We start from the raw sequence: 22,717 nt of genomic DNA, 5'->3' as shown, positions 1-22,717 counted from the left end.
TCAATCCCGCATTTCGCCCGTCAGAAGCCAGAGGCCGAAGCGATAGCCGAAAGCGCCTGTTCCTCACGATCCTGTTGCATGATCTCGTAGATCTTCGGAAGGGCGCGCTCGAAGGCCGCCACGCACTGCGGATCGAACTGCGAGCCGGCGCGACCTCGGATGTGCTCGACTGTGCGGTCGAACGACCATGCGGACTTGTAGGGGCGCTCGGTCGTGAGCGCATCGAAGTTATCGGCGATGCAGACGATCCGGCCGGCGATGGGGATCGCCTCACCCGACAGCCGGTTCGGATAGCCCTGCCCGTCCCAGCGCTCGTGATGGCTGACGGCGATTTCCGAGGCGAGCTGCAGCAAGGACGAATGGGATTGCGCGAGGATATTTCCGCCGATCTGGGCATGCGCCTGCATCTGCCGATACTCGGCCTCGGTGAGGCGGCCCTGCTTCAGGAGCAAGGTATCGGGCATGGCGGCCTTGCCGATGTCGTGCATCGGGGCGGCAAGACGGATGTCGTTGCAGAGCTGCTCCGGCAGGCCGAGCTCGACGGCGATCGCCTCGGAATAGGAGGCGACGCGGGAGGTGTGACGGGAGGTGTGCGGATCCTTGTATTCGGCTGCCAGCGTCAGCCGATGAATGATCTCCTGCTCCCGCTGGCGCAGTTCCGCAACGGCCCGATCGACTTCGCGGCGAAGCCATTCTGCCTGATCCGCCAACTGCTTGCGCGCGCGCGAAAGGCTTACGATGTTCTGCACGCGCGCCTGGAACTCGATCGGGTTCACCGGCTTTGTGAGGAAATCGATCGCCCCGGCATTCAGGGCCGCCATGCGCGTTGTCATGTCCGTATCGGCGGTGATGAAGATCACCGGAACGTCGGCATATTTCTCGAAGCGCACGATCTCCGTGTAGAGTTCCACACCGTTATAGACCGGCATCTGATAGTCGATGATGGCGACGTCGAAATCGAGGTCCGGCAGGGCCGACAGGACCGCGTCGGGGCCTGCGAAAGGCACGGCCTCGCACTGGTCGAGTTTCGCGACGAGCTTCGTCAGGAGCTTGAGATTTGTATTGTTGTCGTCCACCAGCAGAATGCGCATCGTCGCCTCCTTGGCCGTCAGGCCACAAGCTTGAACTTCAGGGTTTCCAGTTCGTCGGTCAGCCGATCCACGTCGTCGAGATTCGGCTCTGTCTTTCGCAGTGCACTCGCCTTTCCGGCAATATCGTTGAGGCCGACGTTGATCGCAGCGCCCTTGATCGTGTGCAGCACCCGGTCGACGTCTTGCGGGCTCTCCTCACGGATGGCCTGGCGCAATTCCAGTACGAGGCTTGCGGCGTCATCAAAAAAGGACGCAATCAGTTCCTGGAAGACATCCTCTCCGAGAGCCTCCACCAGTTCCGACTGCCGTTCGCCATCGAGACCGTCGATCGGCAGCGGCGCCAGCACCGGAATGTCGACAGCCTCCAGATCAGGGAGGCCCGTGTCATACGGCTCGGCCTTGGCATTGTCTTCGACCGTTGCCTCCGAAAGTCTCGTGATCACGTTGCGCAACCTCTTCATGGTGATCGGTTTGGCCTCGAACCCCATCATCCCAGCTTCGAGACAACGACGACGATCGTCATCCGAGGCATTGGCCGTCATGGCGACGATCGGGGTCCGTCCGTTCAGGCTGCCAGCGGTAATGCGGCGGGTCGCCTCGATCCCGTCCATCACGGGCATCTGCATGTCCATGAAGATGAGATCGAACGTTTCGTTCTCGCAAAGACGCACTGCCTCGGCGCCGTCGTTTGCGATGGTGACGTTCTGGCCGAGCCGCTCCAGGAAACGCCGTGCCACCTGCTGGTTGACGCGGTTGTCCTCGACCAGAAGGATGCGTTTGCGCGGCAGACCCGCCGCCGCATCCTGAGCGGCCCCGTGCCTCATCACCTCGTCCCGGTCGACCGCGATCACGGCGATCTCGAACCAGAAGATGCTCCCGACGCCCACCGTGCTGCTCATGCCGAGTTCGCCACCGAGCTTTTCGACGATCTGCTTGCAGATGGTGAGGCCGAGACCCGTGCCGCCGTATCTGCGGCTGATGCTGGCATCGACCTGCGAGAACGGCTGGAAGAGCTTGGCGAGGCCCGCCTCATCGATACCGATGCCGGTATCCTCGACTTCGAAACGCAGCATCAGCTTGCCGGTGCGATAGAACTCACGAACGCGAAGCGTCACCGTCCCTTTGCTGGTGAATTTCACCGCATTGCTGAGGAGGTTGAGCAGAACCTGACGCAGTCGCGTCGGATCCGTGCGGACATAGTGGGCATCGAGCGCATCGGGTATGTCGAGAACGACGGCATTGCCGTGATCAGCCGCTCGTCCGCGAATGATGTTTGCAGTCGTTTCCGCAAGTGCCGAGATATCGACAGCCCGTTCTTCGAGTTCAAGCTTGCCGTGCTCAATCTTCGCATAATCGAGGATTTCGTTGATGACCTCGAGCAGTGCCTCACCCGACGAGCGGATCGTCTTCACGCTCGAAACCGCATCCTCGGGAAGCTCCGAATACTCGAGCAGTTCCGCCATGCCGAGGATCGCATTGAGCGGCGTGCGGATCTCGTGCCCCATGGTCGCCATGAATTGCGACTTCGCCCGATTGCCGGCGTCCGCCGCCTCATAGGCTTCGGTGAGTTGCCGCGTCACCACCTTCAGTTCGCGACCGGTCTGTCGCACGGCTCCCAACTGCCGGCGCAGGGTGACGACCAGGAAAACGACCGAGGCGAGCAGCAGAATGAGCATCGCGGCGGCGCTCCGTCCCAGATCAAGCACAGCGGCGCGGCTTCTCTCGCGCGCAACACTCTGTCCGGCATGCACCCGGTCCAGCAGCTGTTCGACCTGACCTGAGAGCGCGGATAGCGTCGTGTCGAGATGCGCGAACTGCGCGCCGGCTTCAGGACCATTTCTGAGATTCGAAAGGATCCGTTCCGCGTCGGCCAAACCATAGACGACCGACTGGTAAAGAGCCTCCGTCGCTGTGTCGCGAGCGAGGGATAGCTCGCCAAGCGTCCGAGCAACCTGCACCAGCGCCTCGAGCCGAACGCCGATCTCATCGGTGTGAACGGCCAGCGACCCGCCGCTCCTGATCTCCGTGACGTCATGCGCCAGAGCGCGGACATCGTGCTCGAGCTGGACAACGGACCAGAGAGCATCCTCGCGAGCATCATCGTAGAGCAGCTGGAAATGACGGGAGATATCGACGAAAAGTGCGATCAGAACGATAAGCAGGACGACCGACAGGACCTGGAGGATGGTCGCAGTGTCGGTGGCTCTCCGCAATATCCGACTGCCAACGCTCGCCGCGCCTCCCATCGATGCCTCTCAGCCGGCTGCCGCTGGGATGGAAGACCGGACCCCCAGATGGGCGATCAGGAGATTGCGGAAGGCCACCGCTTCCACGGGCTTTGTCAGGAATGCCGTCACGCCCGCCTCGTGAGCCGCCTCCTGCAGCTTCGGCTCCTGATCTGCCGTTACCATGACGATCGGCACGCCGTCGTAGCGCTCCATCATCCTGATCTTGCGAACAACCTCGAGGCCGGTCATGCCGGGCAGGATCTGATCGACGATCAGCATCGAGAAGAAGGTGTTATGGCAGAGTGAAAGGGCCCGTCCGGCATCGCTCTCGACGACGATTTCGTCGTCGGTGACCTTCTTGGCCAGATGTTTCAGGATCATCGCGTTGGTCGCGTTGTCTTCGACGATCAAGATGGGCATGGCTTCTCTGACACCCTTTCCTTCTTTGTTGCGGCCGGTTCGGTTCGCCAGATCGCGTCAGGCGATACGGTCGAGCGGAAGACCTCCGCGGATATCCGGTTGGTATCAGCCGCGAACTGAAATTGCCTGAAGCAAATTCTTCGAATTTTACCGGTTGGTTCGCCTGTTGCGGCGAGAGCGAGTTGCCTCGGCAAGGCGACCGGCAAGGGCGATGACCCGGCGACGCGAGATGCAGTCGCGGTTTTGTGAAAAAAAGATCAGAGATTGGCGATCACGAGATCGGCGGGGCGGCTCTGCCTGAGCACGCGACGACCGTTCGGAAGGTCGTTTTCACCGACCTTCGCCGCGATTTCCGCGGGCGTGAGGCCATAGCCCCGCCAGCGGTCGGCGAGGCGTCCGGCAAGCACGTCTTCGGGGACGTCGAGAAAGACGGAGAGGTCAAAAAGGCCGGCGAGCCCCGACCATGGCGCCTCGTCGAGCAGCAGGTAGTTGCCCTCCGCAACCACGATGCGGTGGGAGGGCGAGATCACGCGTGCGGCGGCAATGGCGATCTCGCGGCTACGGTCGAAGACCGGGACGAGCACCTCACCGCCGGCGCGGATCGCACGGACAATGTCGATGAAACCACGAACATCGAAGGTCTCGGGCGCGCCTTTGCGGGGTAGAAGCCCCTTCTCCTCGAGCACGGCATTGTCCATGTGGAAGCCGTCCATCGGCAACACGACGGCCGTTTCACCGCGCTGGCCGAGCGCATCGACGAGCGTTTCCGCGACCGTAGACTTGCCCGCCCCCGGCGGACCTGCAATCGCGACCAGAAAGCGGGCACGCGCTGTCGCCCGCCTGATGATCTCGTCTGCGACGTCCGCCAGGCTCGGCGTCATGCAGCCATTTCCGCGTCAGGCGCCGGGCGCGCACCGGTCATGAAGGCGACCGCGTCGGCCATCGAATAGTCGCCGGGCTTGATGACGCAGAGGCGCCGCCCGAGCCGATGGATGTGGATGCGGTCGGCCACCTCGAATACGTGCGGCATGTTGTGCGAGATGAGCACGATCGGCAGACCGCGGGAACGCACCTCAAGAATAAGCTCGAGCACGCGCCGGGATTCCTTCACCCCGAGGGCGGCTGTCGGCTCGTCCATGATGACAACCTTCGATCCGAACGCGGCGGCGCGGGCCACGGCAACGCCCTGACGCTGGCCACCGGACAGCGTTTCCACCGCCTGGTTGATGTTCTGGATCGTCATCAGTCCGAGTTCGGTGAGCTTGTCGCGGGCGATCTTTTCCATACGCTTGTGGTCGAGCATGCGGAACACGGACCCGAGCGGCCCCGGCCGGCGGATTTCGCGACCGAGGAACATGTTGTCGGCGATCGAGAGTGCCGGCGACAGCGCGAGGTTCTGGTAGACCGTCTCGATGCCGGCGTCGCGCGCCTCCATCGGCGAGGAGAAATGCACCGGCTTGCCTTCGAGCCGGATTTCACCCTCGTCCGGACGAACGGCGCCCGAGATCGCCTTGATCAGCGAAGACTTGCCGGCGCCGTTGTCGCCGATGACTGCGAGGATCTCGCCCGGGTAGAGGTCGAAATCAGCGTTATCGAGGGCGGTGACACGGCCGTAGCGCTTGACGAGGCCGCGGGCGGTGAGAATTGCTTCCTTTGCCATCAGCTTGCTACCTTTCTGATCCACTGGTCGACAGCGACCGCCGAGATGATGAGAACGCCGGTCAGGAAGACCTTCCACTGCGGATCGGCGCCGAGCATGTTGAGACCCATGGAGACGACACCGACGATCATCGCGCCGATGAGCGTGCCGATGATGGAGCCGCGCCCGCCGAAGAGCGAGATGCCGCCGATCACCGCTGCCGTCACGGCCTGAAGATTGTAGTCGGTCACGGCGGCGGACGGCGAAATCGAACCGTTGCGGCCGATCGAGACCCAGGCGGCGATCGCTGCGATCACACCTGCGAGCGAATAGGCGCCGAGAAGAACCCTGTCGGTCCGAATACCGGAGAGCTTGGCGGCCTCCGGATCGTCACCCACCGCGTAGAGATGCCGGCCCCAGGCCGTATGGTTGAGGGCATACCACAAGACGAGGACCAGGATGACCATCGTCACCACGCCGATCGTGAAGACGGCGGAGCCGATCTTGAAGCTGTTTCCGAAGAAATGCAGGAGAGGGGCGCTCGCCGCGACATCGGTTTCGCGAATGGTCTCGTTGGCGGAATAGATGAAGTTCGTCGACATGACGATGTACCAGGTGCCGAGCGTGACGATGAACGGCGGCAGCTTCACCTTGGCGACGAGGAAGCCGTTCAGGAGACCGCACAACCCGCCCGCGACGAGGCCGGCGAGGATCGCGACCGGCGACGGCAGTCCGTAGGTGACGGCAAAGTTGCCCATGATGACCGCCGAGATGACCATGACGACCCCGATCGACAGATCGATGCCCGCCGTCAGGATGACGAGCGTCTGGCCGGCCCCGAGAATGCCGACGATGGCGATCTGCTGGAGAATGAGCGTCAGAGTATAGCTCGAGAAGAACTTTCCGCCGATCGTGACGCCGAAGATGATGATGGCCGAAACGAGCACGATGAACGGCACGGCCGCCGGCGTCGAGTGCAGGAAGTGCTGTACCTTCCGAAGTAAGGACCTGTCCTCGAACGCGGCGATCGATTGGTCGCTCTTGTCGAGAACCTTTTCGAATTCCTGGATACTTGCCATGTGAACCCTCCCGTAGGGACCCGGCGCTTATTGCTTTCCGGTTTGAAAAAGGGCGGCCGAGACCGCCCTTCAATTTATTTTCGACCTAAAGGATCAGGGCATCAACCCCAGCACTTGTTCAGGCCTTCCTTGGTGTCGATGGACGGGACGCCTTCGGCCGGCTTGTCGGTGACGAGCGCAACGCCGGTGTCGAAGAAGTCCTTGCCTTCGGTCGGCTGCGGCTTCGTACCGTCCTTGGCGAACTTGGCGATGGCTTCGATGCCGAGCGACGCCATCAGCAGCGGATACTGCTGGGAGGTCGCACCGATCTGGCCTTCGGCAACCGCCTTGACGCCCGGGCAACCGCCGTCGACCGAGACGATCAGGACATCGTTTTCCTTGCCGACAGCCTTGAGCGCCTGATAGGCGCCGACGGCAGCCGGTTCGTTGATCGTGTGGATGACGTTGATTTCGGAGTCCTTCTGGAGAAGGTTCTCCATGGCGGTACGGCCACCTTCTTCGTTGCCGTTCGTCACGTCGTGGCCGACGATGCGCGCATCATCTTCGTCACCGATCTTGTTCGGATCCTTGGGGTCGATGCCGAAGCCGATCATGAAGCCCTGGTCGCGCAGGACGTCAACCGTCGGCTGGGACGGCGTCAGGTCGAGGAAGCCGACCTTGGCGTCCTTTGCCTTGTCGCCGAGAGTCGCCGCAGCCCACTGGCCGATGAGCTTGCCGGCGAGCAGGTTGTCGGTCGCGAAGGTGGCGTCGGCGGCATCGAGCGGCTCGAGCGGCGTGTCGAGAGCGATCACGAGAAGACCGGCGTCACGTGCCTTCTTTACCGCCGGAACGATACCCTTGGTGTCGGATGCGGTGAGCAGAATGCCCTTCGCGCCGTCCGCGATGCAGGACTCGATTGCCGCAACCTGGCTTTCGGAATCGCCATCGACCTTACCGGCATAAGCCTTCAGTGTGACGCCCAGTTCCTGGGCCTTGGCGGTCGCGCCTTCCTTCATCTTGACGAAGAAGGGGTTGGTGTCGGTCTTGGTGATAAGGCATGCCGAGACGCCTTCAGCGCGTGCCGGCGCCGCGAAGACGACGCCGAGGGCCAGAGCCGAGACGGCGGTTGCGATCAGAGATTTCTTCATTTCTTCCTCCCGAGATTATTCAGCGGCCGTCTCCGGCCATACGACAAAACGAATGGGTCCGGACGCGATCTTCGCGCCCGTTGGTGGCTCGAAGGGTCAGTGCAACTTTCCTCCGAGGCCATTAAGAACACCGAGGCGCGGCCCTGTCAATAAATAAATCCAATTGAATTATTAATTGGATGTGACATGCTGGGGCGAATAATGCATGAAGCGGGAGAGAACTCGGTCGGAAAGGAGGAGCGGCCATGTCATCTACCGAACAACCGGCGCCTAGGTCCGACCTTCCTCAGATAGTGAGTGCGGGCGGTGGAGCCAACCAGGTGCGCGTACGGGCCTATAACGAGCGGCTCGTGCTTTCACTCGTGCGCCGCCAGGGTGGCATTTCGAAGGCTGATATAGCCAGGCAGACGGGGCTTTCGGCGCAGACGGTATCCGTCATCATGCGGGCGCTCGAAAAGGACGAACTTCTGATCCGAGGCAAGCCGATCCGCGGCAAGGTTGGGCAACCGTCGGTGCCGATGTTCCTCAACCCGGATGCGGTCTTCTCTTTCGGCGTGAAGATCGGCCGCCGCAGCGCCGATCTGATCCTGATGGATTTCGTTGGAAAGATCAGGCTGCAACTCCATCGTACCTACCGTTATCCGGAGCCGCGGGAGATTCTCACCTTCATCGTCAGCGGTATCGCCGAACTCGAGACGCGGATGTCACCCGAACAGAGGGCGAATGTTGCGGGCGTCGGGATCGCCGCCCCGTTTGAACTGTGGAACTGGGCCGAAGAAGTCGGCGCGCCCCAAGGCGCCATGGATACGTGGCGCAATTTCGACCTCCAGGCGGAGGTCGCCGGCCGCGCACCCTATCCGGTCTTCCTTCAGAACGACGCGACGAGCGCCTGTGGCGCCGAACTGGTCTTTGGCCTCGGTTCTCGTTACCCCGATTTCGTCTACTTCTACGTCGGCTCCTTCATCGGCGGCGGAATTGTTCTGAATTCGACTGTCTTTGTCGGGAAAACGGGAACGGCAGGCGCAATCGGCCCCCTCCCCGTCCGGAACAAGCACGGCGAAACAAAACAGTTGCTCGAAATCGCATCGATCTTCGTGCTGGAGAACCTTCTGCAAGAACGAGGTATCGATCCGCAGCCATTATGGTATGCCGCGACCGACTGGATCGACTTCGGCGAGCCGCTGGAAATCTGGATCCGCGACAGCGCCGACGCCATTGCCCAAGCCACGGTCGCTGCGTCCTCGATCATCGACTTTTCCGCAGCGGTTATCGACGGTGGCTTCCCAGATTGGGTACGTCGCCGTCTGGTCGCCGCCGTCAACGACTCTTTCGGACGCCTGGATCTCCAGGGCATTCAGGTGCCCGAGATCGTCGAGGGCGTCGTCGGAAGTCAGGCTCGCGCGATCGGCGGCGCAAGCCTGCCGATCTTCGCCCGCTATCTCACAGATCAAACAGTGCTATTCAAGGAAATCGAACATGCTGAAGGGACTTGATCCGCTTCTCGGACCCGATCTGCTCGCGACCCTTCGGGGCATGGGCCATGGTGACGAGATCGCCATCGTCGACGGCAACTATCCCGGCGTCGAACACGCCCGCCGCCTCATCCGCCTCGATGGCCACGGACTGGTTCCCGTGCTCAACGCGGTCCTCAGCGTGTTGCCGATCGATGACTTCGTTCCGGAGGCGATCTTCCGGTCGACGGTCGGTCCCGATCGCGACCGGCTCGATCCTGTGCACAACGAGATCCTCGATTGCTGCAGCCGACATGAACCGCAGCGGAGCGTGACACCGCTCGTCGGAAGCGCCTTCTACGATCGCGTCCGCGCCGCCCACGCGATCATTCAGACGAGCGAGCCTCGCCTCTATGCCAATGTGATCCTGCGCAAGGGCGTGATCTATCCCTGAATGAGGAGGAGGCGGTCCGAGCGACCGCCGCTTGCCGTTTACCCGCGCGGCTTGCCGATCTCTCCGGCGGACGGTCCCCAGACATCCGTGAGGGCAAAGCCTTCGGCAAGGGGGTCGAACGGATCGAGCGCCACCTGCGTCAGGCCGAAGGTGAAACCCCGCCCGGTGATCGTCGGGATGATGGCCGGCCTTCCCGCGACTTCCGTCACCGCCGACAGTCCGACCTCGAATTCTGAGCCGATGATCGACCGTGACTTGAAGACGTCGCCGACCTTCGCCTTGCCGCGGGCGTGAAGCGTCGCGAGATTTGCCGAATTGCCGGTGCCGCAGGGCGAGCGATCGACACGACCGGGCCACATGGTCGTGCAGGTGCGTATCGCACCGTCCGGATCGATGTCGCGGAACATGACGTAAGCGACGCCCGAAATCGCCGGGATTTCCGGATGCACGACAGGAATGGTGCGGTTGATCAACTCCTTCAGGATCATACCCGCTTCGACCAGGGTGCGGGCGTTCGCCTTGTCGATCGTCGTACCGATCTGGCGGACATCCACCAGCGCGTAGAAGATGCCGCCGTAGCAGAGGTCAAGCGTGATGCGCCCCCATTGCTCCGTATCGATCCCGACATCGAGTTCATGCACGAAGGACGGAACCATGGTGAGCTTAACCTTCTCGCAGCGCCCGTCGCGGCAGGTGGCGGTCGCGCGGACCAGACCCGCCGCGGTATCGAGCGTAACGACCGTCTCCGGCTCCTTCATCTCGACGATGCCCGATTCCAGCAGCGCCGTCGTCGTGCAGATCGAGTTCGAGCCGGAGCTTGCGTGCGCCTGATCCGGCTGAAGGATCACGAACCCGGCATCGGCCTCCGGATGCTTTGCCGGGAGCAACAAATTGACCGAGCCGATCGGAGCACCGCGCGGCTCGAGCACGAGGAAGCGGCGGAGTTCCTCACCCTTGGGATCGGTGTTCAGCCAGTGCAACTGCTCGGCGATCGTCTCGCCCGGAATTTTCGGCACGCCTCCGATCGCCAGCCTGCCGATCTCACCCTCGCAATGGACATCCAGCAACTGGATCGTGCGTTTCCATCTCATCGTCTCTGCTCCAATCAAGCGTGGCGGTTCTACCGTCAAAAGCGGGTGATGCTGTAGGGTTTCATGTCGACCGGCGGCGGCGCTCCGGTCATCATGTCGGCAATAAGCCTCGCCGTCGTCGCCGAATAGGTCAAGCCGAGATGGCCGTGCCCCGTCGCGTACCAGACGCCGGGCACCCGCGACGACGCCGAGATGATCGGCAAGGTATCGGGGAAGGCGGGGCGGTGTCCCATCCACTCACTCGTCTCCTCTGCCTTCAGGCCCGGCAGCGCGCGTTGGGCGTGACGAACGAGAATGCGGGCGCGCCGATAGTCGGGCGCGGCGTCAAGGCCGGCGAGCTCGACATTGCCGCCGACGCGGATACCGCCCGCGGTCGGGGTCACCATGAAGGCGCGTTCCGGCCAGATGATCGAGTGGCGCATGGAAATCCCCGGCGCCATGATCTGCGTGTGATAACCGCGTTCGGTCTCGAGCGGGATCGGCTCGCCGAGCCGGGCGGCAAAAAAGCGAGTCCGGACACCGGCTGCGAGAATGACATCGGAGGCGGCAAGGCGGGTTCCGCCAGCAAGCACGACGTCCGCCCCGCCGCTGCGCCCCTCCACTCGTTCGACCTCGCCGGAAAGGACGATGCCACCGGCTTGCCTGAAGGCGTCGACGAGCGTCAACACAAGCTGATACGGGTCGCGGATCGAGCGGTTTGCCGGCAGCAGCACGGCCTTGGCAATATGCGGCGACAAGGCCGGTTCGAGGTCGCGTATTGCCTTTCCGGTCAACACCTGATGGGCAAAGCCGTAATTTCCCATGAGCGTAATGTGATCGCGATCGGCGACAAACTCCGCCTCGGTCTCGTAGATCGCGAGGCAGCCCTCGTCAGTCAGCATGTCCCGGGCGCCGATGGCTTCGAGCATCGGCTTCAGATCGTCGAGTACGCGGGCACAGAGGCTGGCACCGGCCGCCTCGATCGCGGCGACCCGCGAAGGACGTCCGGCAAGAATGAAGCGGAGGAACCACGACGTCATCTTGGGTGCGTAGGAAGGCCGCAACCAGACCGGGCCTTCCGGGTCGAGCAGCCAGCGCGGTATCTTCTTCCATGTAGCGGGGCGCGACACCGCCATGAACTCAGAGACCGCGATGCTGGCCATATTGCCAAAGGACGCGCCGAGACCCGGCTGGTCGCGATCAATCAGCGTCACCTGGCGACCACGCCTCTGAAGCTCGAATGCGATCGCCGCGCCGACAATACCGGCCCCGACAACAACGGTGGTCTTGCTCATGCCATTCGGTCCCCTCGCCCCGGAAATGCCCAGCGTGCACTCTGCGCCGGCCCAACCAATGTGATATATCAGTTTGGGGAAAATGCTACCGGTTTTCTCAGGGTGCGACGCCTCATCACACAAGCCCACGGTTCGGCGACGCAAACACCCGGCGCGCTGCGCAAGGCCAACCATTATGATCGAGAAGAATTGGGTAGAATTCTTCGTTCTCACAGGGAGCGGAAACGACCTACTTTGTGGCCGTGGCGCCCAGAGAATTGCCGACCGAGCCGATCGTGCCCCTGGCACTCTGCCCGAAGAGAATCAGTTGGCGCCCGTAGCTTCGGCGCGTGCGCGGATCGAAGATCGAGATCGGCGCACTGATGACGGCACCGGCCGCCTGCCCGACTGTGCTGGTTGCGCCAACGGTCACCGCAGCGAGGCCTTCGCCGAGCCCCACCTGCGAGTCGGTGATGGTCTGCCCGGCTACCAGCCTCTGACCGATCAGACGCACAACCTCCGGGCTTTCCGCGAACTTGCCGTGGTTCAATTGGTCCTCGGCCTTGAGCTCCGTGAGATCGATCACCGTGATTCCGGCGCTCTCGAGCTCCGATCTATACGGCTCCTTGCTCGGATCGATGCGTCCGAGCCGCTCCACATTGCCGGAGAGGTGCTTGGAGAGTGTCAACGCCCTATCATCGCGCGAGACGAAGAGGGTGAAATGCGGCGCATCCTTCTGCAACGCGCGGAATTGCTGCGCGAAAACGTCGACGTCGAGATCCGGCGCGGCGAGAATGACATTGTTGATCTTTGGATGGACGCGGCCGTTGCGGATCGCCATCTGGCGAAGCGACTCGACGGCAAGCCAGGTGCCCATGGAGTGCGCCATGACGGTCACGTCCCCCACGTCGGGATGACTGGCGATGCGGGTGAGCAGGTCTTCGAGCGCGTCGCGGGAATAGTTGGTGCTTTCCCGATCGTAGGCGTAGTCGAAAATGTTGCCGCGCGACGGCCAGGTAAACACGACCGGAACGACTTCGGCGCCGGAATCATGGACGATCTGCGCGAAACGATAGACCGAATCCTCGTAGAGATTATTGAAGCCGTGGACGAAGACGAGCACGCGGCGGCTCGTGACCTTATGCTTGCGGAGCCAGGTCTTGGCTTCCTCATCCGAATCGAGCGAGTCGACTGCGGCGGTCGCGAATTCCCGCGAGGGGTCCGGCGGCAGACGTTTCGGCCACTGAACCTGTCCGACCTTGCGGTTCTTCTCCGGCGGGATAGAGATCGTGACGGCGTCCATCATCAGGCCGCTTCCCCGTTCGCCGGTGAACAGGATCGCCTTGTCGTCAGACGGCGCGCGGGTGGTCGCAGCGATGAGGTCCACCCGGCTTGCGCCATCGGCCCTCGCATCCACGGGCTCCATGACGCCGATCGGCCGACCGGCACAGCCGGCAGTGACGAGACAGACAGCGAGCCAACCGATGAATCCGGAACGAATCCGCGCACTCCAGTGAGCCGCCGGAGGGGAAATTCCACCTTCCTCCAATCGCGTTCCGATCAATACGCGGTCCCTTTACGAGCTATCAAGGCTCGCAGGCGTACAGCGGATCACAGGGCGAGGCCAGCGCTTTCTTGCAGCAGACGCGGCTGTCGAAGTCCCGTCAGGCGCCCTGCGCCATCTGGGTATTGGCCCAGTCGACGATCTGCCGCGCGGACATCGCACCCGAGACCCGCGCGATCTCTCGACCGTCCCGATAGAGCAGCATCGTGGGAATGCCCCGGATGCCGAGCCGTCCGGCGACGTCAGGATGATCTTCGGAATTGAGTTTCATCAGGCGCATGGAGGGTTCCAGAACCTTCGCCGCCTCCGCGAAGTGGGGTGCCATCATCTTGCAGGGGCCGCACCAGGGCGCCCAGACGTCGACGAGAACCGGCACTTCGCTGCGGGCGATCTGCTTTTCGAACATTGCAGGATCCGCCTCGACTGGATGCCCTTCGAACAGTGCTTCCTTACAGGCGCCGCAGCGCGCCTCGGCGGCCGGACGCCCTGCCTTCGTCCGATTGACGGCGCCACAATGCGGACAAACGATTTGCCGATCTTTTTCCATGCTATATGTCTCCTTCAAGGCGCCAGATACCCGGCAGAGGCGCCTGCGATAGTTGACATTATATTCACAATGACGTAGATACGCAAGAATGAAGCTTAATCCTGATTCCATGCAGAATGCCGCAGACGACGCCAGTGAGCTGTTGAAGGCGCTCGCCAACCGGCATCGGCTTCTTATTCTCTGTCAGTTGATCGACGGCGAACGCTCGGTCGGCCAGCTCGCCGAATTCCTCGGCATTCGCGACTCGACGGTCTCGCAGCATTTGGCGCTCCTGCGTCGGGACCGCATCATCAGCGGCCGGCGCGACGGACAGACGATCTGGTACCGGATCGAAAGCGAACCGGCACGCAACGTCATCGGTGCGCTCTACAACACCTATTGCTCGGTCTGAATGTTGCAGACCTTGTGCGGCGCCCCTCAGGCGGGGCGCATGGTGCCGCGGTCACGCAATGCCAAATGCCAGGAGAATGCCTCCTCAAGGATGTGCGGCGTATGGCCGCCGCGCTGGCGGGCGCGAAGGTAGTAATCCCGAAGCACGTCTCGATACTCCGGATGAACGCAGTTCGCGATGATCACCTCCGCACGCTCGCGCGGGGCAAGGCCACGCAAATCGGCAAGTCCCACCTCCGTCACCAGCACATCGACGTCGTGCTCGGTGTGATCGACGTGGCTCACCATCGGCACCACGCTTGAAATGGCGCCGTTCTTGGCAATCGACTTGGTGACGAAGATCGACATGAAGCCGTTTCGCGCGAAATCGCCCGAGCCACCGATGCCGTTCATCATGTGGGTGCCGCCGACATGGGTGGAATTGACGTTGCCATAGATGTCGAATTCGAGCGCCGTATTGATGCAGATGAGGCCGAGGCGGCGGATGACCTCCGGATGGTTGCTGATCTCCTGCGGCCGCAGGATCAGGTGATGCTTGTACTCGGCAAGCCGCGGCAGTACCTTGCGATACATCTCCGAGGAAAGCGTAATCGACGACCCCGAGGCGAAGCCGAGCTTCCCGGCATCGAACAGATCGAAGGTCGAGTCCTGCAGGACCTCGGAATACATCTTCAGGTCATGGAAGGGTGAATCGATGAAGCCGTGCAGCACCGCATTGGCAATCGTGCCGATGCCGGCCTGCAACGGTTGCAGCTCATAGCCCATCCGCCCCCGCTTCACCTCGTTCAACAGGAAGTCCGTCAGATTGCCTGCGATCGCGCGGGTGTCGTCATCCGGCGGCTGGATAGTCGCCGAGCTGTCGTGCTTTTCCGAGACCACGATCGCGACGATCTTCTCCGGCGGAACCGGAATGAACGGCAGACCGACCCGGCTTTCCGGGGTAACGACCGGGATCGGCATACGGGCAGGTCGACGGGTCGGGATATAGATGTCGTGCAGCCCCTCGAGTGTCACTGGTTGCGAGAGGTTGATCTCGACGATCACCTTGTCGGCCAGGATCGCAAAGCTTGCGGAGTTCCCGACCGACGTCGTCGGTACGATGCCGCCATGCTCGGTGATGGCCACCGCCTCGACGACCGCTACGTCGACTGGAGGGATCTGATTTGTCCGCAACTGCTCGACCGTTTCCGAGAGGTGCTGATCGATGAACATGACCTCGCCGGCATTGATGGCCTTGCGCAGGCCTGGGTCCGACTGGAACGGCATGCGCCGAGCGAGCACATGGGCCTCGGCGAGGGTCTTGTCGAGGTCATTTCCGAGCGAGGCGCCGGTCATCAGCGTGATTTTCAGCGGGTCCTTGCGCGCCCGTTCGGCAAGCGCAAGCGGGACTGCCTTCGCCTCGCCGGCTCGGGTAAACCCGCTCATGCCGATCGTCATGCCGTCCTTGATGAGGGCTGCCGCTTCATCGGCGCTGACGACCCGATCGAGCAGCGGCTTATGTCGGATCCGTTCACGCAGCATGATGTCTCCTCGTCCAGATGCGGGACGGGCAGTCTCGTCCCATGAGTTGCGGATGGCTTAAAGGCGTGGACGCCGCTGTTGCAATCATTCTTCAGTCGCATGCGACGCGAACCCGACATGCGAAAAACGCATACCGCAACAATGACTCGCCCCGATCCGACACCGTATGGCTCTTGAATTTCCGACGAGAAGGGAATCGAGATACCGATGGTTTCGCAAGACGGTTCTGATCGGAGCGACCGATGAACAGCACTGCACAGGACAGGCCCTACTGGACGAGAGACGGCGACGAGTTGGCTGGTGCTTTGGGCTCTGGCGCCGGCGGCCTCACCACATTGCAGGTGGAGGAAAGACTTGCGCAGATCGGGTCGAATTCGATCGAGGACACCGCCAGGGTCAGCACCATCCGGTTGCTGCTACGCCAATTCGAAAGCCCGCTCGTTCTAATCCTGGTCTTTGCGGCGATGGTCTCGATGCTCCTGCAGCAGTGGGTGGATGCCGCCATCGTCGTCGCGATCGTGCTCGGAAGCTCCCTCCTCGGCTTCTATCAGGAGAACAGGGCCTCGCAGGCGGTCGCGGCACTGAAACGTCGCCTGGCACTCACCTGTCGCGTCGTGCGGGACGGTATCGAGCAGATGGTGCCGGTCTCCTCAGTCGTCCCTGGCGACATCGTGCTGCTCTCGGCGGGCAACCTGATCCCTGCCGACGGTCTCGTGCTCGATGCTGCCGACTTCCTGGTCAGCGAAGCAGCGATGACTGGCGAATCCTTCCCCGTCGAGAAGCGGCCGGGAAAGGTCGGCGCCGACGTGCCGATCTCCGCGCGCACCAACGCCGTCTTCCTCGGTGCCTCCGTGCGCAGCGGCACGGCGAGGGTGCTTGCCGTGAGGACCGGGAGGCAAAGTGAGTTCGGTGCCATCGCCGCAAGACTCCGCGGGAGACCCGGAGAGACGGACTTCGCCCGTGGGGTGCGCCGGTTCGGTTACCTGCTGATCCGCGTCATGGTGCTGATCGTACTCTTCGTACTGACCGTCAATCTGCTGCTCGACAGGCCCGTGACCGAATCGCTGCTCTTCGCCGTCGCACTTGCCGTCGGCCTCTCGCCGGAACTGCTGCCGGCGATCATCACCGTGACACTTTCTGCCGGCGCCAAGACCATGAGCGAACGTGGCGTCATCGTTCGCCGGCTCGAAGCGATCGAGAACTTCGGCAGCATGGACATCTTCTGCACCGACAAGACGGGCACGCTGACGGAGGGAACGGTCGTACTGCATGACGCCGTCGATGCAGATGGTCGCCATTCCGACGAGGTTCTGCAGTTTGCTTTCCTCAATGCCTCTTTCGAGACGGGAATCGAGAACCCGATCGATGCCGCGATCATCGCGAAAGGCGAAAGGACGAACCTGACGACCTCCGGCTACTCGAAGATCGACGAGATCCCTTATGATTTCACCCGGCGGCGGCTGACCATCGTCGTCGAAAGCCCTGACGATTCATCGCAGCGCCTGATCGTCACCAAAGGAGCGTTCGACAATGTGCTCGCCGCCTGCACCTCCGTGTCGCGGAGTGGCGCGACGATCCCGCTGGACGACGATCTGCGGGATGAACTGGCCGATTTCCCCAAGACCCGAGGGGCCGAAGGCTATCGCGTGCTGGCGATTGCCACCCGCGAGGCGGGAGTGAAGGCGGATTATACCCGCGACGACGAAGCCGGGATGACACTGCGCGGCTTCCTTGTGTTCGAGGATCCACCCAAGGCCGAGGCGAAGAAGACGATCGAGGATCTCGCCGCGCTCGGCATACGCATCAAGGTCATCAGCGGCGACAACCGCTTCGTCACTGCTCACGTGGCGCAGGTCGTCGGCCTCAACCCGGCCGGCATCCTGACCGGCGACGAGATCGCGAGACTGAATGACGAAGCCCTGTGGAATCTGGCCGCGCGCACCGACCTCTTCGTCGAGGTCGATCCGCAGCAGAAGGAAAGAATCATCCGCGCACTGCAACGGACGGGTCACTCGGTGGGCTACCTGGGCGACGGCATCAACGACGCTCCGGCGCTGCACGTCGCCGACGTCGGTATCTCGGTGGAGCAGGCGGTGGACGTCGCCCGCGAGAGCGCCGACATCATCCTTCTCAATCGCGACCTCGACGTGCTGCGCTCCGGTATCGAGGAGGGCCGGCGGACCTTTGCCAATACGTTGAAATACATCGCGATCACCACCAGCGCCAATTTCGGCAACATGGTCAGCATGGCACTCGCGACACCGTTGCTGCCGTACCTGCCGCTCTCGGCCAAGCAGATCCTGCTCAACAACTTCCTCTCCGACATGCCGTCGATCGCGATTTCGAGCGACAATGCCGATCCGGAACAGGTCGCGACGCCGCAGCGATGGAGCATCCGCGACATCCAGCGCTTCATGGTGGTGTTCGGGTTGATCAGCTCCTGTTTCGACATGCTGACCTTCGCCACCCTGCTCTTCGTCTTCCACGCGAGCGAGGCGACGTTCCAGACGTCGTGGTTCATGATCTCGCTGCTGACCGAACTGGGCGTCGTTCTGGTGCTGCGCACCCGCAAGCCAGCCTGGCGAAGCAAACCAAGCTCGCTGCTTCTCTGGTCGACGATCGCCGTCTCCGGCGCGACGCTCACCATCCCCTATCTCGGAACACTGGCCGAGGTGTTCGATTTCGTGCCACTGTCTACGGCGCAGATGGGAGCGGCGATCCTGATCATCGCCGCGTATCTGGCGGCCACCGAGCTCGCGAAACAGCACCTGTTTCGCCCGCGGACGAAAGGGCGACGAGGCCGGCTTGCGTGAGCACGCAACGGCAAGCGCGCGGCTCGCAAGATCTTCGAGTTCTCAAGGAAAGAATGGCGCGCCGCGCCGGGTGATGATGAGAACTATGTCTACGCTATAGCCCTCCTTTGATCCCGGCGCTTATGGCCGACGTTGGCTCCCGTTCCTCATTACCCGAATGCGTGATGAATGCCGGGCAGGATGCGCGCGAGATGGTTGAACTCGGTCATGTCGTGAACCGACATTTCATAGGCCGTCATTTCCGCAACCTGCTCGTTGAAGCCAATCTTTTGCAGCATTGCCGGAGCCTTCTCCGCATTGGCGAACCGCGACATGTCCGCATGGGCCCCGATCCAGTATCGGCTCAGCAGTTCCATGCCGGCACTTGTATCGCGGGCAATATGGACCATCAGCGTGAACGGGATATCGGGCGCCGGCGTCGCATAGCACACGGCACTGGCGCTGGCGGTGAAGCCTTCTCGCGCCAGGGCCTGGGCGTCGAAGCCGAGCGCCGCCGGCTCGGAGAAATGGATGATGGCGTCGAGACGGCTGGGTCCGATCCATTCCTGGATGCGATTGGGATTGTTGAACAGCCGCTTCTCGTAGCTCAGCGATGTATCCTTCAGGCGAGCTGGGTCGGCGACGCTGGTGTCGATATGCGCCTGGGGGAACCAGAGCATGTAGCGCTCCTTTTCGAGGGGATGCCAGGTAAACCACCACTTGAACATGTCGGTGGTGACGCCGGGCATGACGATGCGGCTTTGCGCATAGGCCATTTGGCCATCAAGAACGGCATAGCCGTTGTCTTTCGTCTTGAAGGACGGGGCGATCAGGCGGTTGAGGTTCTGCGCGCTCGGCGTGGGCACCTCGCCGGGGTCGAGCGGTCCGAACTGGACGGCTTTCGCCGACGCCGAGGGGACCGAGAGATCCGTGTCGAGATAGGGCGCATAAGGGGTGGCGCCCACGGCCTGCTCATTGGCGGTGCGCTGCTTCTGGCATTCCAGGGAAAGGTATGTGACAGCGCTCCAGTCCCCGTAGACGTCGCGATGCGCTGCGGGTTCGGCGGCGGACGTCGCCTGCGCCGGGTCAGAATGGGACAGGATAGCGGCAGACGTGGTTCCGACGATTGCGGCTGGGGCGCTTTTGAGAAGGGTGCGACGGGACAGCGTGAGGGTCATGGCGAGCTCCTTGGGAAAATTCGATGCTTGACCCTGAAACTACGCCATGCTCCTCATTAATCAAATCGATCTGGCACATGACGGAAATCGACATGACTGATATCTCAAACATCGATCTCAACTTGCTGATCTCGATGGAGGCCCTCCTGGAGGAAAAGAACGTGTCGCGCGCGGCGCGGCGCCTTTCTCTCGGTCAGCCTGCCATGAGCCATAATCTGGCGCGCCTTCGGCGCTTGCTGGGGGACGAGTTGCTGGTGCGAAGTGCGGGCGGCATGGTGCCGACGGAAAAAGCCGTCAGTCTCGAAGTCGAGCTTCGCGCGACCATGCGGAAGATACGCATGCTGTTTGAGGAGCAATTGCCGTTTGATCCTTCAACAGCGCAAATGTCCTTTCGGCTTGGCGTGACCGACAGCGCCGAAGCAATCCTCATTCCCGCAGTCTCGGCCTTGCTGCTTGAAAAGGCGCCCGGCGTCACGCTCAAGTTGATCCCCATAGACGGGGTCGATGTCGCCAATGGTCTGGAGATGGGCGTCTTCGATCTCGCCATCGGCACCTTCGCCGGGGGAAGAAGCTACCACAAGCAACGCGTGATCTATCACGAAGGGTATCATACGGTTTTCAATGCCGCCCTGGTCGCCATCGGTGAAGCGATGACGCTTGATGACTACAGGCGTTATCCGATGGTGGTGGTCGAGGGACCGGACGGAGACGCAATCCTCGACGCGTTGGGACGTCTGGACGTGTGGCCGCACATCGCTCTGCGAACGCCCCATCTGCTGACGGTGCCTTCTATCGTTTCCCAGGCGCCGATGATCGCCGCCGTCCACACCCAGGTGGCGGAACGTTTCGCCGAGCATTTCGACCTGTCCGTCAGGCCGCTTCCGGAAGAAATCCGCCTTTCGCCTGCAAAGCTGATGCTGATGTGGCATGCGGCCAGCGACAAAGCCCCTGCACACCGCTTCTTGCGCGATCTCGTCGTCGAAGGGCTCAGATGCCTGCGTGGGGGGAAACTATAGGCTCCCGCTTTCGCGATTTTTTCCGCTTCCTGCGAAAATGGTGGCGATATAGCGGCGCTGGTAAAGAGAAATGGCGCACCCGAAGAGATTCGAACTCCTGACCCCCAGATTCGTAGTCTGGTGCTCTATCCAGCTGAGCTACGGGTGCGTGCCGTGCCGGTGTGTCACCGGCTGCGTGGCGATCCTCTAAAGCGTGGCGCGGAGGATTGCAAGCGAATTTCAGAAAAATCCGTCATTTTCGCATCACAATCCTGCCATGCGCTTGTTTTTGCATGAAATACGGCCTCATGCCCGGGCCCGCCAGTCGTCGAGGGCCACTGGCCGGTCAGGGATCTCGATCCTGAAAAGCGTGCCCGGTCCGGGCTTCTCGACAAGTGCGATGGTGCCGCCGTGGGCCAGCACGAGTTCCCGGGCGATCGCCAGACCGAGCCCCGTTCCTCCGGATCGCGCGGCACCGCGAAAAGCGGCGAAGAGATTTTCTCGCGCCTTGCGCGGCATGCCGGGGCCGGTGTCGTCGATGGCGATCGAAACCACGCTGCCGACCCGCTGCGCCGTGAGCGTCAGCCGGCGGACGACGTCGGGATCGCCTATTCCATAACCCGCCAGCGCCTGGATCGCGTTGCGGCAGAGATTGTGGATCACACGGAAGAGCTGCTCGCTGTCAGCATCCACCTCCAGGTCGGCAGGCACCATGTCCACGAATTCGATGCCGCTTTCCGGATCGATCGCGAGGATGTCCCGCACCTCCTGACAGAGGACGGCAAGCTGAATACGCCGCCGGCGCGGCTCGGCCTCAGCCGCCTGGCCATAGGCCAGCACTTCTCTCGTATAACCGACCGCCCGGTCGATCGTGCGCAGGAGCTTCGGCGCGAAACTCTTGACCATCGGATCCTCGACATCCGCGAGGCGGTCGGACATCAGTTGTGCCGATGCGAGAATATTGCGCATATCGTGATTGATCTTGGAAACGGCGAGCCCCAGATCGGCGAGGTTCTTCTGTTGCTTCAGGGTTCGGTGCAACTGCTCCTGCATCATCGAGAGATGCCGGGAGGCGACCGCGAGCTCGTCGCCGCCCTTGTCAGGCACGAGAATGCGCGTGGGATCTTCCGGATCCTCCGTGAATTCCCGCATGCTGCAGGTGAGACGTCGGACCGGGCGGATCATCATCCGATTGATGGCGAGATAGATGAGGACGCCGGTAATCACCGAAATGATCAGCGAGACCGTGACGAGATACCTCGCGAAGGAGAGCATCGCCTTGCGCAGACTGTCCTCCGAAAGGACGAGCTCGATTTCGATGTCGCTTTCGCCGACAGGCCCATAGACGCGGAGGATACGGTCGCCGCCGAAGAACAGCGTGTAGAGCGCATCGCTCACCGAACCGAGCGGATGGACGTTGGCCAGATCGAACTGGGCATCGACCTTCGGTGGCATGTTGTCGACGACAAGAAGGCGCGAGGTCCCGTCCTTGCGCAGCACGATCGCCTTGGTGCCCGTCGCCATCAGTGCCTCGTCCTGCAGCGCCCGCGGCAATTCGATCGGCTGCAGCCCGTCGATCACGACGCCCGCGGCAGCCGCGGTTCGCAGTCTATCCTCCAGCCAGCGCAAGCGCATCGTGGCGATCGAGGGCGCGAAGATCAGCACCTCGGCAATCAAGACAAAAATGATCGTGAGCCAGAGGAGCTTGCCGGACAGTCCCTGAAAGAAGCCGGGAACGATCCAGGGCTTCGGCGCGCCCTCGTCAGGTCCCGTCCGCACTTCGTCTGGCATCGGCTTCTCCTTGCCGCTGATCTTACCACCGGTAGAAAGCCCCGGGGTGCATACATAGGATAGACCGTGAGGAAGAAAAAGATAAGCAGTGCCGAAAGAACGAGGC

Annotated in this window: 19 protein-coding genes and 1 tRNA gene; 5 read left to right on the top strand and 15 right to left on the bottom strand. The window is 62.3% G+C overall.

Going from position 1 to position 22,717, the window contains the following annotated elements:
• Positions 1–20: 20 nt before the first annotated feature.
• The 7 genes from DFR48_RS06620 to DFR48_RS06590 form a co-directional block, all read right to left on the bottom strand.
• Positions 21–1,091 carry a response regulator gene (locus DFR48_RS06620; RefSeq protein ID WP_114362404.1) on the bottom strand — a complete coding sequence of 357 codons (1,071 nt, stop codon included), beginning with the start codon at positions 1,089–1,091 and terminating at the stop codon, positions 21–23.
• Positions 1,092–1,108: 17 nt separating this feature from the next.
• Positions 1,109–3,304: an ATP-binding protein gene (locus tag DFR48_RS06615; protein ID WP_245415539.1), complete on the bottom strand. Its 2,196-nt coding sequence runs from the start codon at positions 3,302–3,304 to the stop codon at positions 1,109–1,111.
• A gap of 42 nt (positions 3,305–3,346) precedes the next feature.
• Complete coding sequence (locus DFR48_RS06610) at positions 3,347–3,739, bottom strand: response regulator (protein ID WP_114362402.1); 393 nt, start codon at positions 3,737–3,739, stop codon at positions 3,347–3,349.
• A gap of 257 nt (positions 3,740–3,996) precedes the next feature.
• Entirely contained in the window at positions 3,997–4,620 is a 624-nt protein-coding gene (locus DFR48_RS06605; RefSeq protein WP_114362401.1) for a nucleoside triphosphate hydrolase, read from the bottom strand.
• Positions 4,617–5,399 (bottom strand): ATP-binding cassette domain-containing protein, encoded by a 783-nt coding sequence (locus tag DFR48_RS06600; protein WP_114362400.1) that lies wholly within the window; start codon positions 5,397–5,399, stop codon positions 4,617–4,619. The genes DFR48_RS06605 and DFR48_RS06600 overlap by 4 nt, the downstream gene beginning before the upstream one ends.
• The gene (locus DFR48_RS06595) at positions 5,399–6,457 is read right to left on the bottom strand and encodes an ABC transporter permease (RefSeq protein WP_114362399.1); all 1,059 of its coding nucleotides are present in this window, start codon (positions 6,455–6,457) and stop codon (positions 5,399–5,401) included. Before DFR48_RS06595 ends, DFR48_RS06600 begins: the two co-directional genes overlap by 1 nt.
• Before the next feature lie 101 nt (positions 6,458–6,558).
• Complete coding sequence (locus DFR48_RS06590) at positions 6,559–7,584, bottom strand: sugar ABC transporter substrate-binding protein (protein WP_114362398.1); 1,026 nt, start codon at positions 7,582–7,584, stop codon at positions 6,559–6,561.
• Between the two features lie 245 nt (positions 7,585–7,829).
• Between DFR48_RS06590 and DFR48_RS06585 the strand changes: the two genes are divergently transcribed.
• Positions 7,830–9,077: an ROK family transcriptional regulator gene (locus DFR48_RS06585; protein WP_114362397.1), complete on the top strand. Its 1,248-nt coding sequence runs from the start codon at positions 7,830–7,832 to the stop codon at positions 9,075–9,077.
• A complete protein-coding gene (locus tag DFR48_RS06580) occupies positions 9,061–9,489 on the top strand; it encodes an RbsD/FucU family protein (protein ID WP_114362396.1) in 429 nt (142 codons plus the stop codon). Before DFR48_RS06585 ends, DFR48_RS06580 begins: the two co-directional genes overlap by 17 nt.
• Positions 9,490–9,527: 38 nt before the next feature.
• On the opposite strand, the gene DFR48_RS06575 is transcribed toward DFR48_RS06580, so the two are convergent.
• The 4 genes from DFR48_RS06575 to trxC all read right to left on the bottom strand — a co-directional run bounded on the left by DFR48_RS06575 (position 9,528) and on the right by trxC (position 13,944).
• Entirely contained in the window at positions 9,528–10,580 is a 1,053-nt protein-coding gene (locus tag DFR48_RS06575) for a 4-hydroxyproline epimerase (protein WP_114362395.1), read from the bottom strand.
• A gap of 35 nt (positions 10,581–10,615) precedes the next feature.
• Positions 10,616–11,854 (bottom strand): NAD(P)/FAD-dependent oxidoreductase, encoded by a 1,239-nt coding sequence (locus tag DFR48_RS06570; RefSeq protein ID WP_114362394.1) that lies wholly within the window; start codon positions 11,852–11,854, stop codon positions 10,616–10,618.
• 229 nt (positions 11,855–12,083) lie between these two features.
• Positions 12,084–13,334 (bottom strand): alpha/beta hydrolase, encoded by a 1,251-nt coding sequence (locus DFR48_RS06565; RefSeq protein WP_170141828.1) that lies wholly within the window; start codon positions 13,332–13,334, stop codon positions 12,084–12,086.
• Positions 13,335–13,497: 163 nt separating this feature from the next.
• Positions 13,498–13,944, bottom strand: coding sequence for a thioredoxin TrxC (gene trxC / locus DFR48_RS06560; protein ID WP_114362393.1), 447 nt, complete (start codon positions 13,942–13,944; stop codon positions 13,498–13,500).
• Positions 13,945–14,032: 88 nt separating this feature from the next.
• Between trxC and DFR48_RS06555 the strand changes: the two genes are divergently transcribed.
• Positions 14,033–14,335, top strand: a complete 303-nt coding sequence (locus DFR48_RS06555) for an ArsR/SmtB family transcription factor (RefSeq protein WP_114362392.1) — start codon at positions 14,033–14,035, stop codon at positions 14,333–14,335.
• A gap of 26 nt (positions 14,336–14,361) precedes the next feature.
• Here the strand turns inward: DFR48_RS06555 and scpC are convergent, their stop codons facing one another.
• Entirely contained in the window at positions 14,362–15,855 is a 1,494-nt protein-coding gene (gene scpC, locus DFR48_RS06550; protein WP_114362391.1) for a succinyl-CoA:acetate CoA-transferase ScpC, read from the bottom strand.
• Positions 15,856–16,097: 242 nt separating this feature from the next.
• Here scpC and mgtA point away from each other — a divergent pair, with 242 nt between their 5' ends.
• A complete protein-coding gene (mgtA, locus tag DFR48_RS06545; protein ID WP_114362390.1) occupies positions 16,098–18,668 on the top strand; it encodes a magnesium-translocating P-type ATPase in 2,571 nt (856 codons plus the stop codon).
• A 149-nt stretch (positions 18,669–18,817) separates the two neighbouring features.
• On the opposite strand, the gene DFR48_RS06540 is transcribed toward mgtA, so the two are convergent.
• Entirely contained in the window at positions 18,818–19,825 is a 1,008-nt protein-coding gene (locus tag DFR48_RS06540; protein ID WP_114362389.1) for a DAPG hydrolase family protein, read from the bottom strand.
• A 23-nt stretch (positions 19,826–19,848) separates the two neighbouring features.
• Between DFR48_RS06540 and DFR48_RS06535 the strand changes: the two genes are divergently transcribed.
• A complete protein-coding gene (locus tag DFR48_RS06535; RefSeq protein ID WP_245415538.1) occupies positions 19,849–20,841 on the top strand; it encodes a LysR family transcriptional regulator in 993 nt (330 codons plus the stop codon).
• Positions 20,842–20,912: 71 nt separating this feature from the next.
• Here DFR48_RS06535 and DFR48_RS06530 read toward each other — a convergent pair.
• A tRNA-Arg gene (locus DFR48_RS06530) sits at positions 20,913–20,989 on the bottom strand.
• Positions 20,990–21,126: 137 nt separating this feature from the next.
• Positions 21,127–22,611, bottom strand: coding sequence for a sensor histidine kinase (locus DFR48_RS06525; RefSeq protein WP_114362387.1), 1,485 nt, complete (start codon positions 22,609–22,611; stop codon positions 21,127–21,129).
• Positions 22,612–22,717: the final 106 nt, after the last annotated feature.

This window comes from Ciceribacter lividus (genome assembly GCF_003337715.1).
In the GTDB taxonomy this organism is placed as follows: Bacteria; Pseudomonadota; Alphaproteobacteria; order Rhizobiales; family Rhizobiaceae; genus Allorhizobium; species Allorhizobium lividum.
The sequence above is the reverse complement of the archived record's forward strand: the minus strand, read 5'-3'. Positions and strand labels throughout refer to the sequence as shown.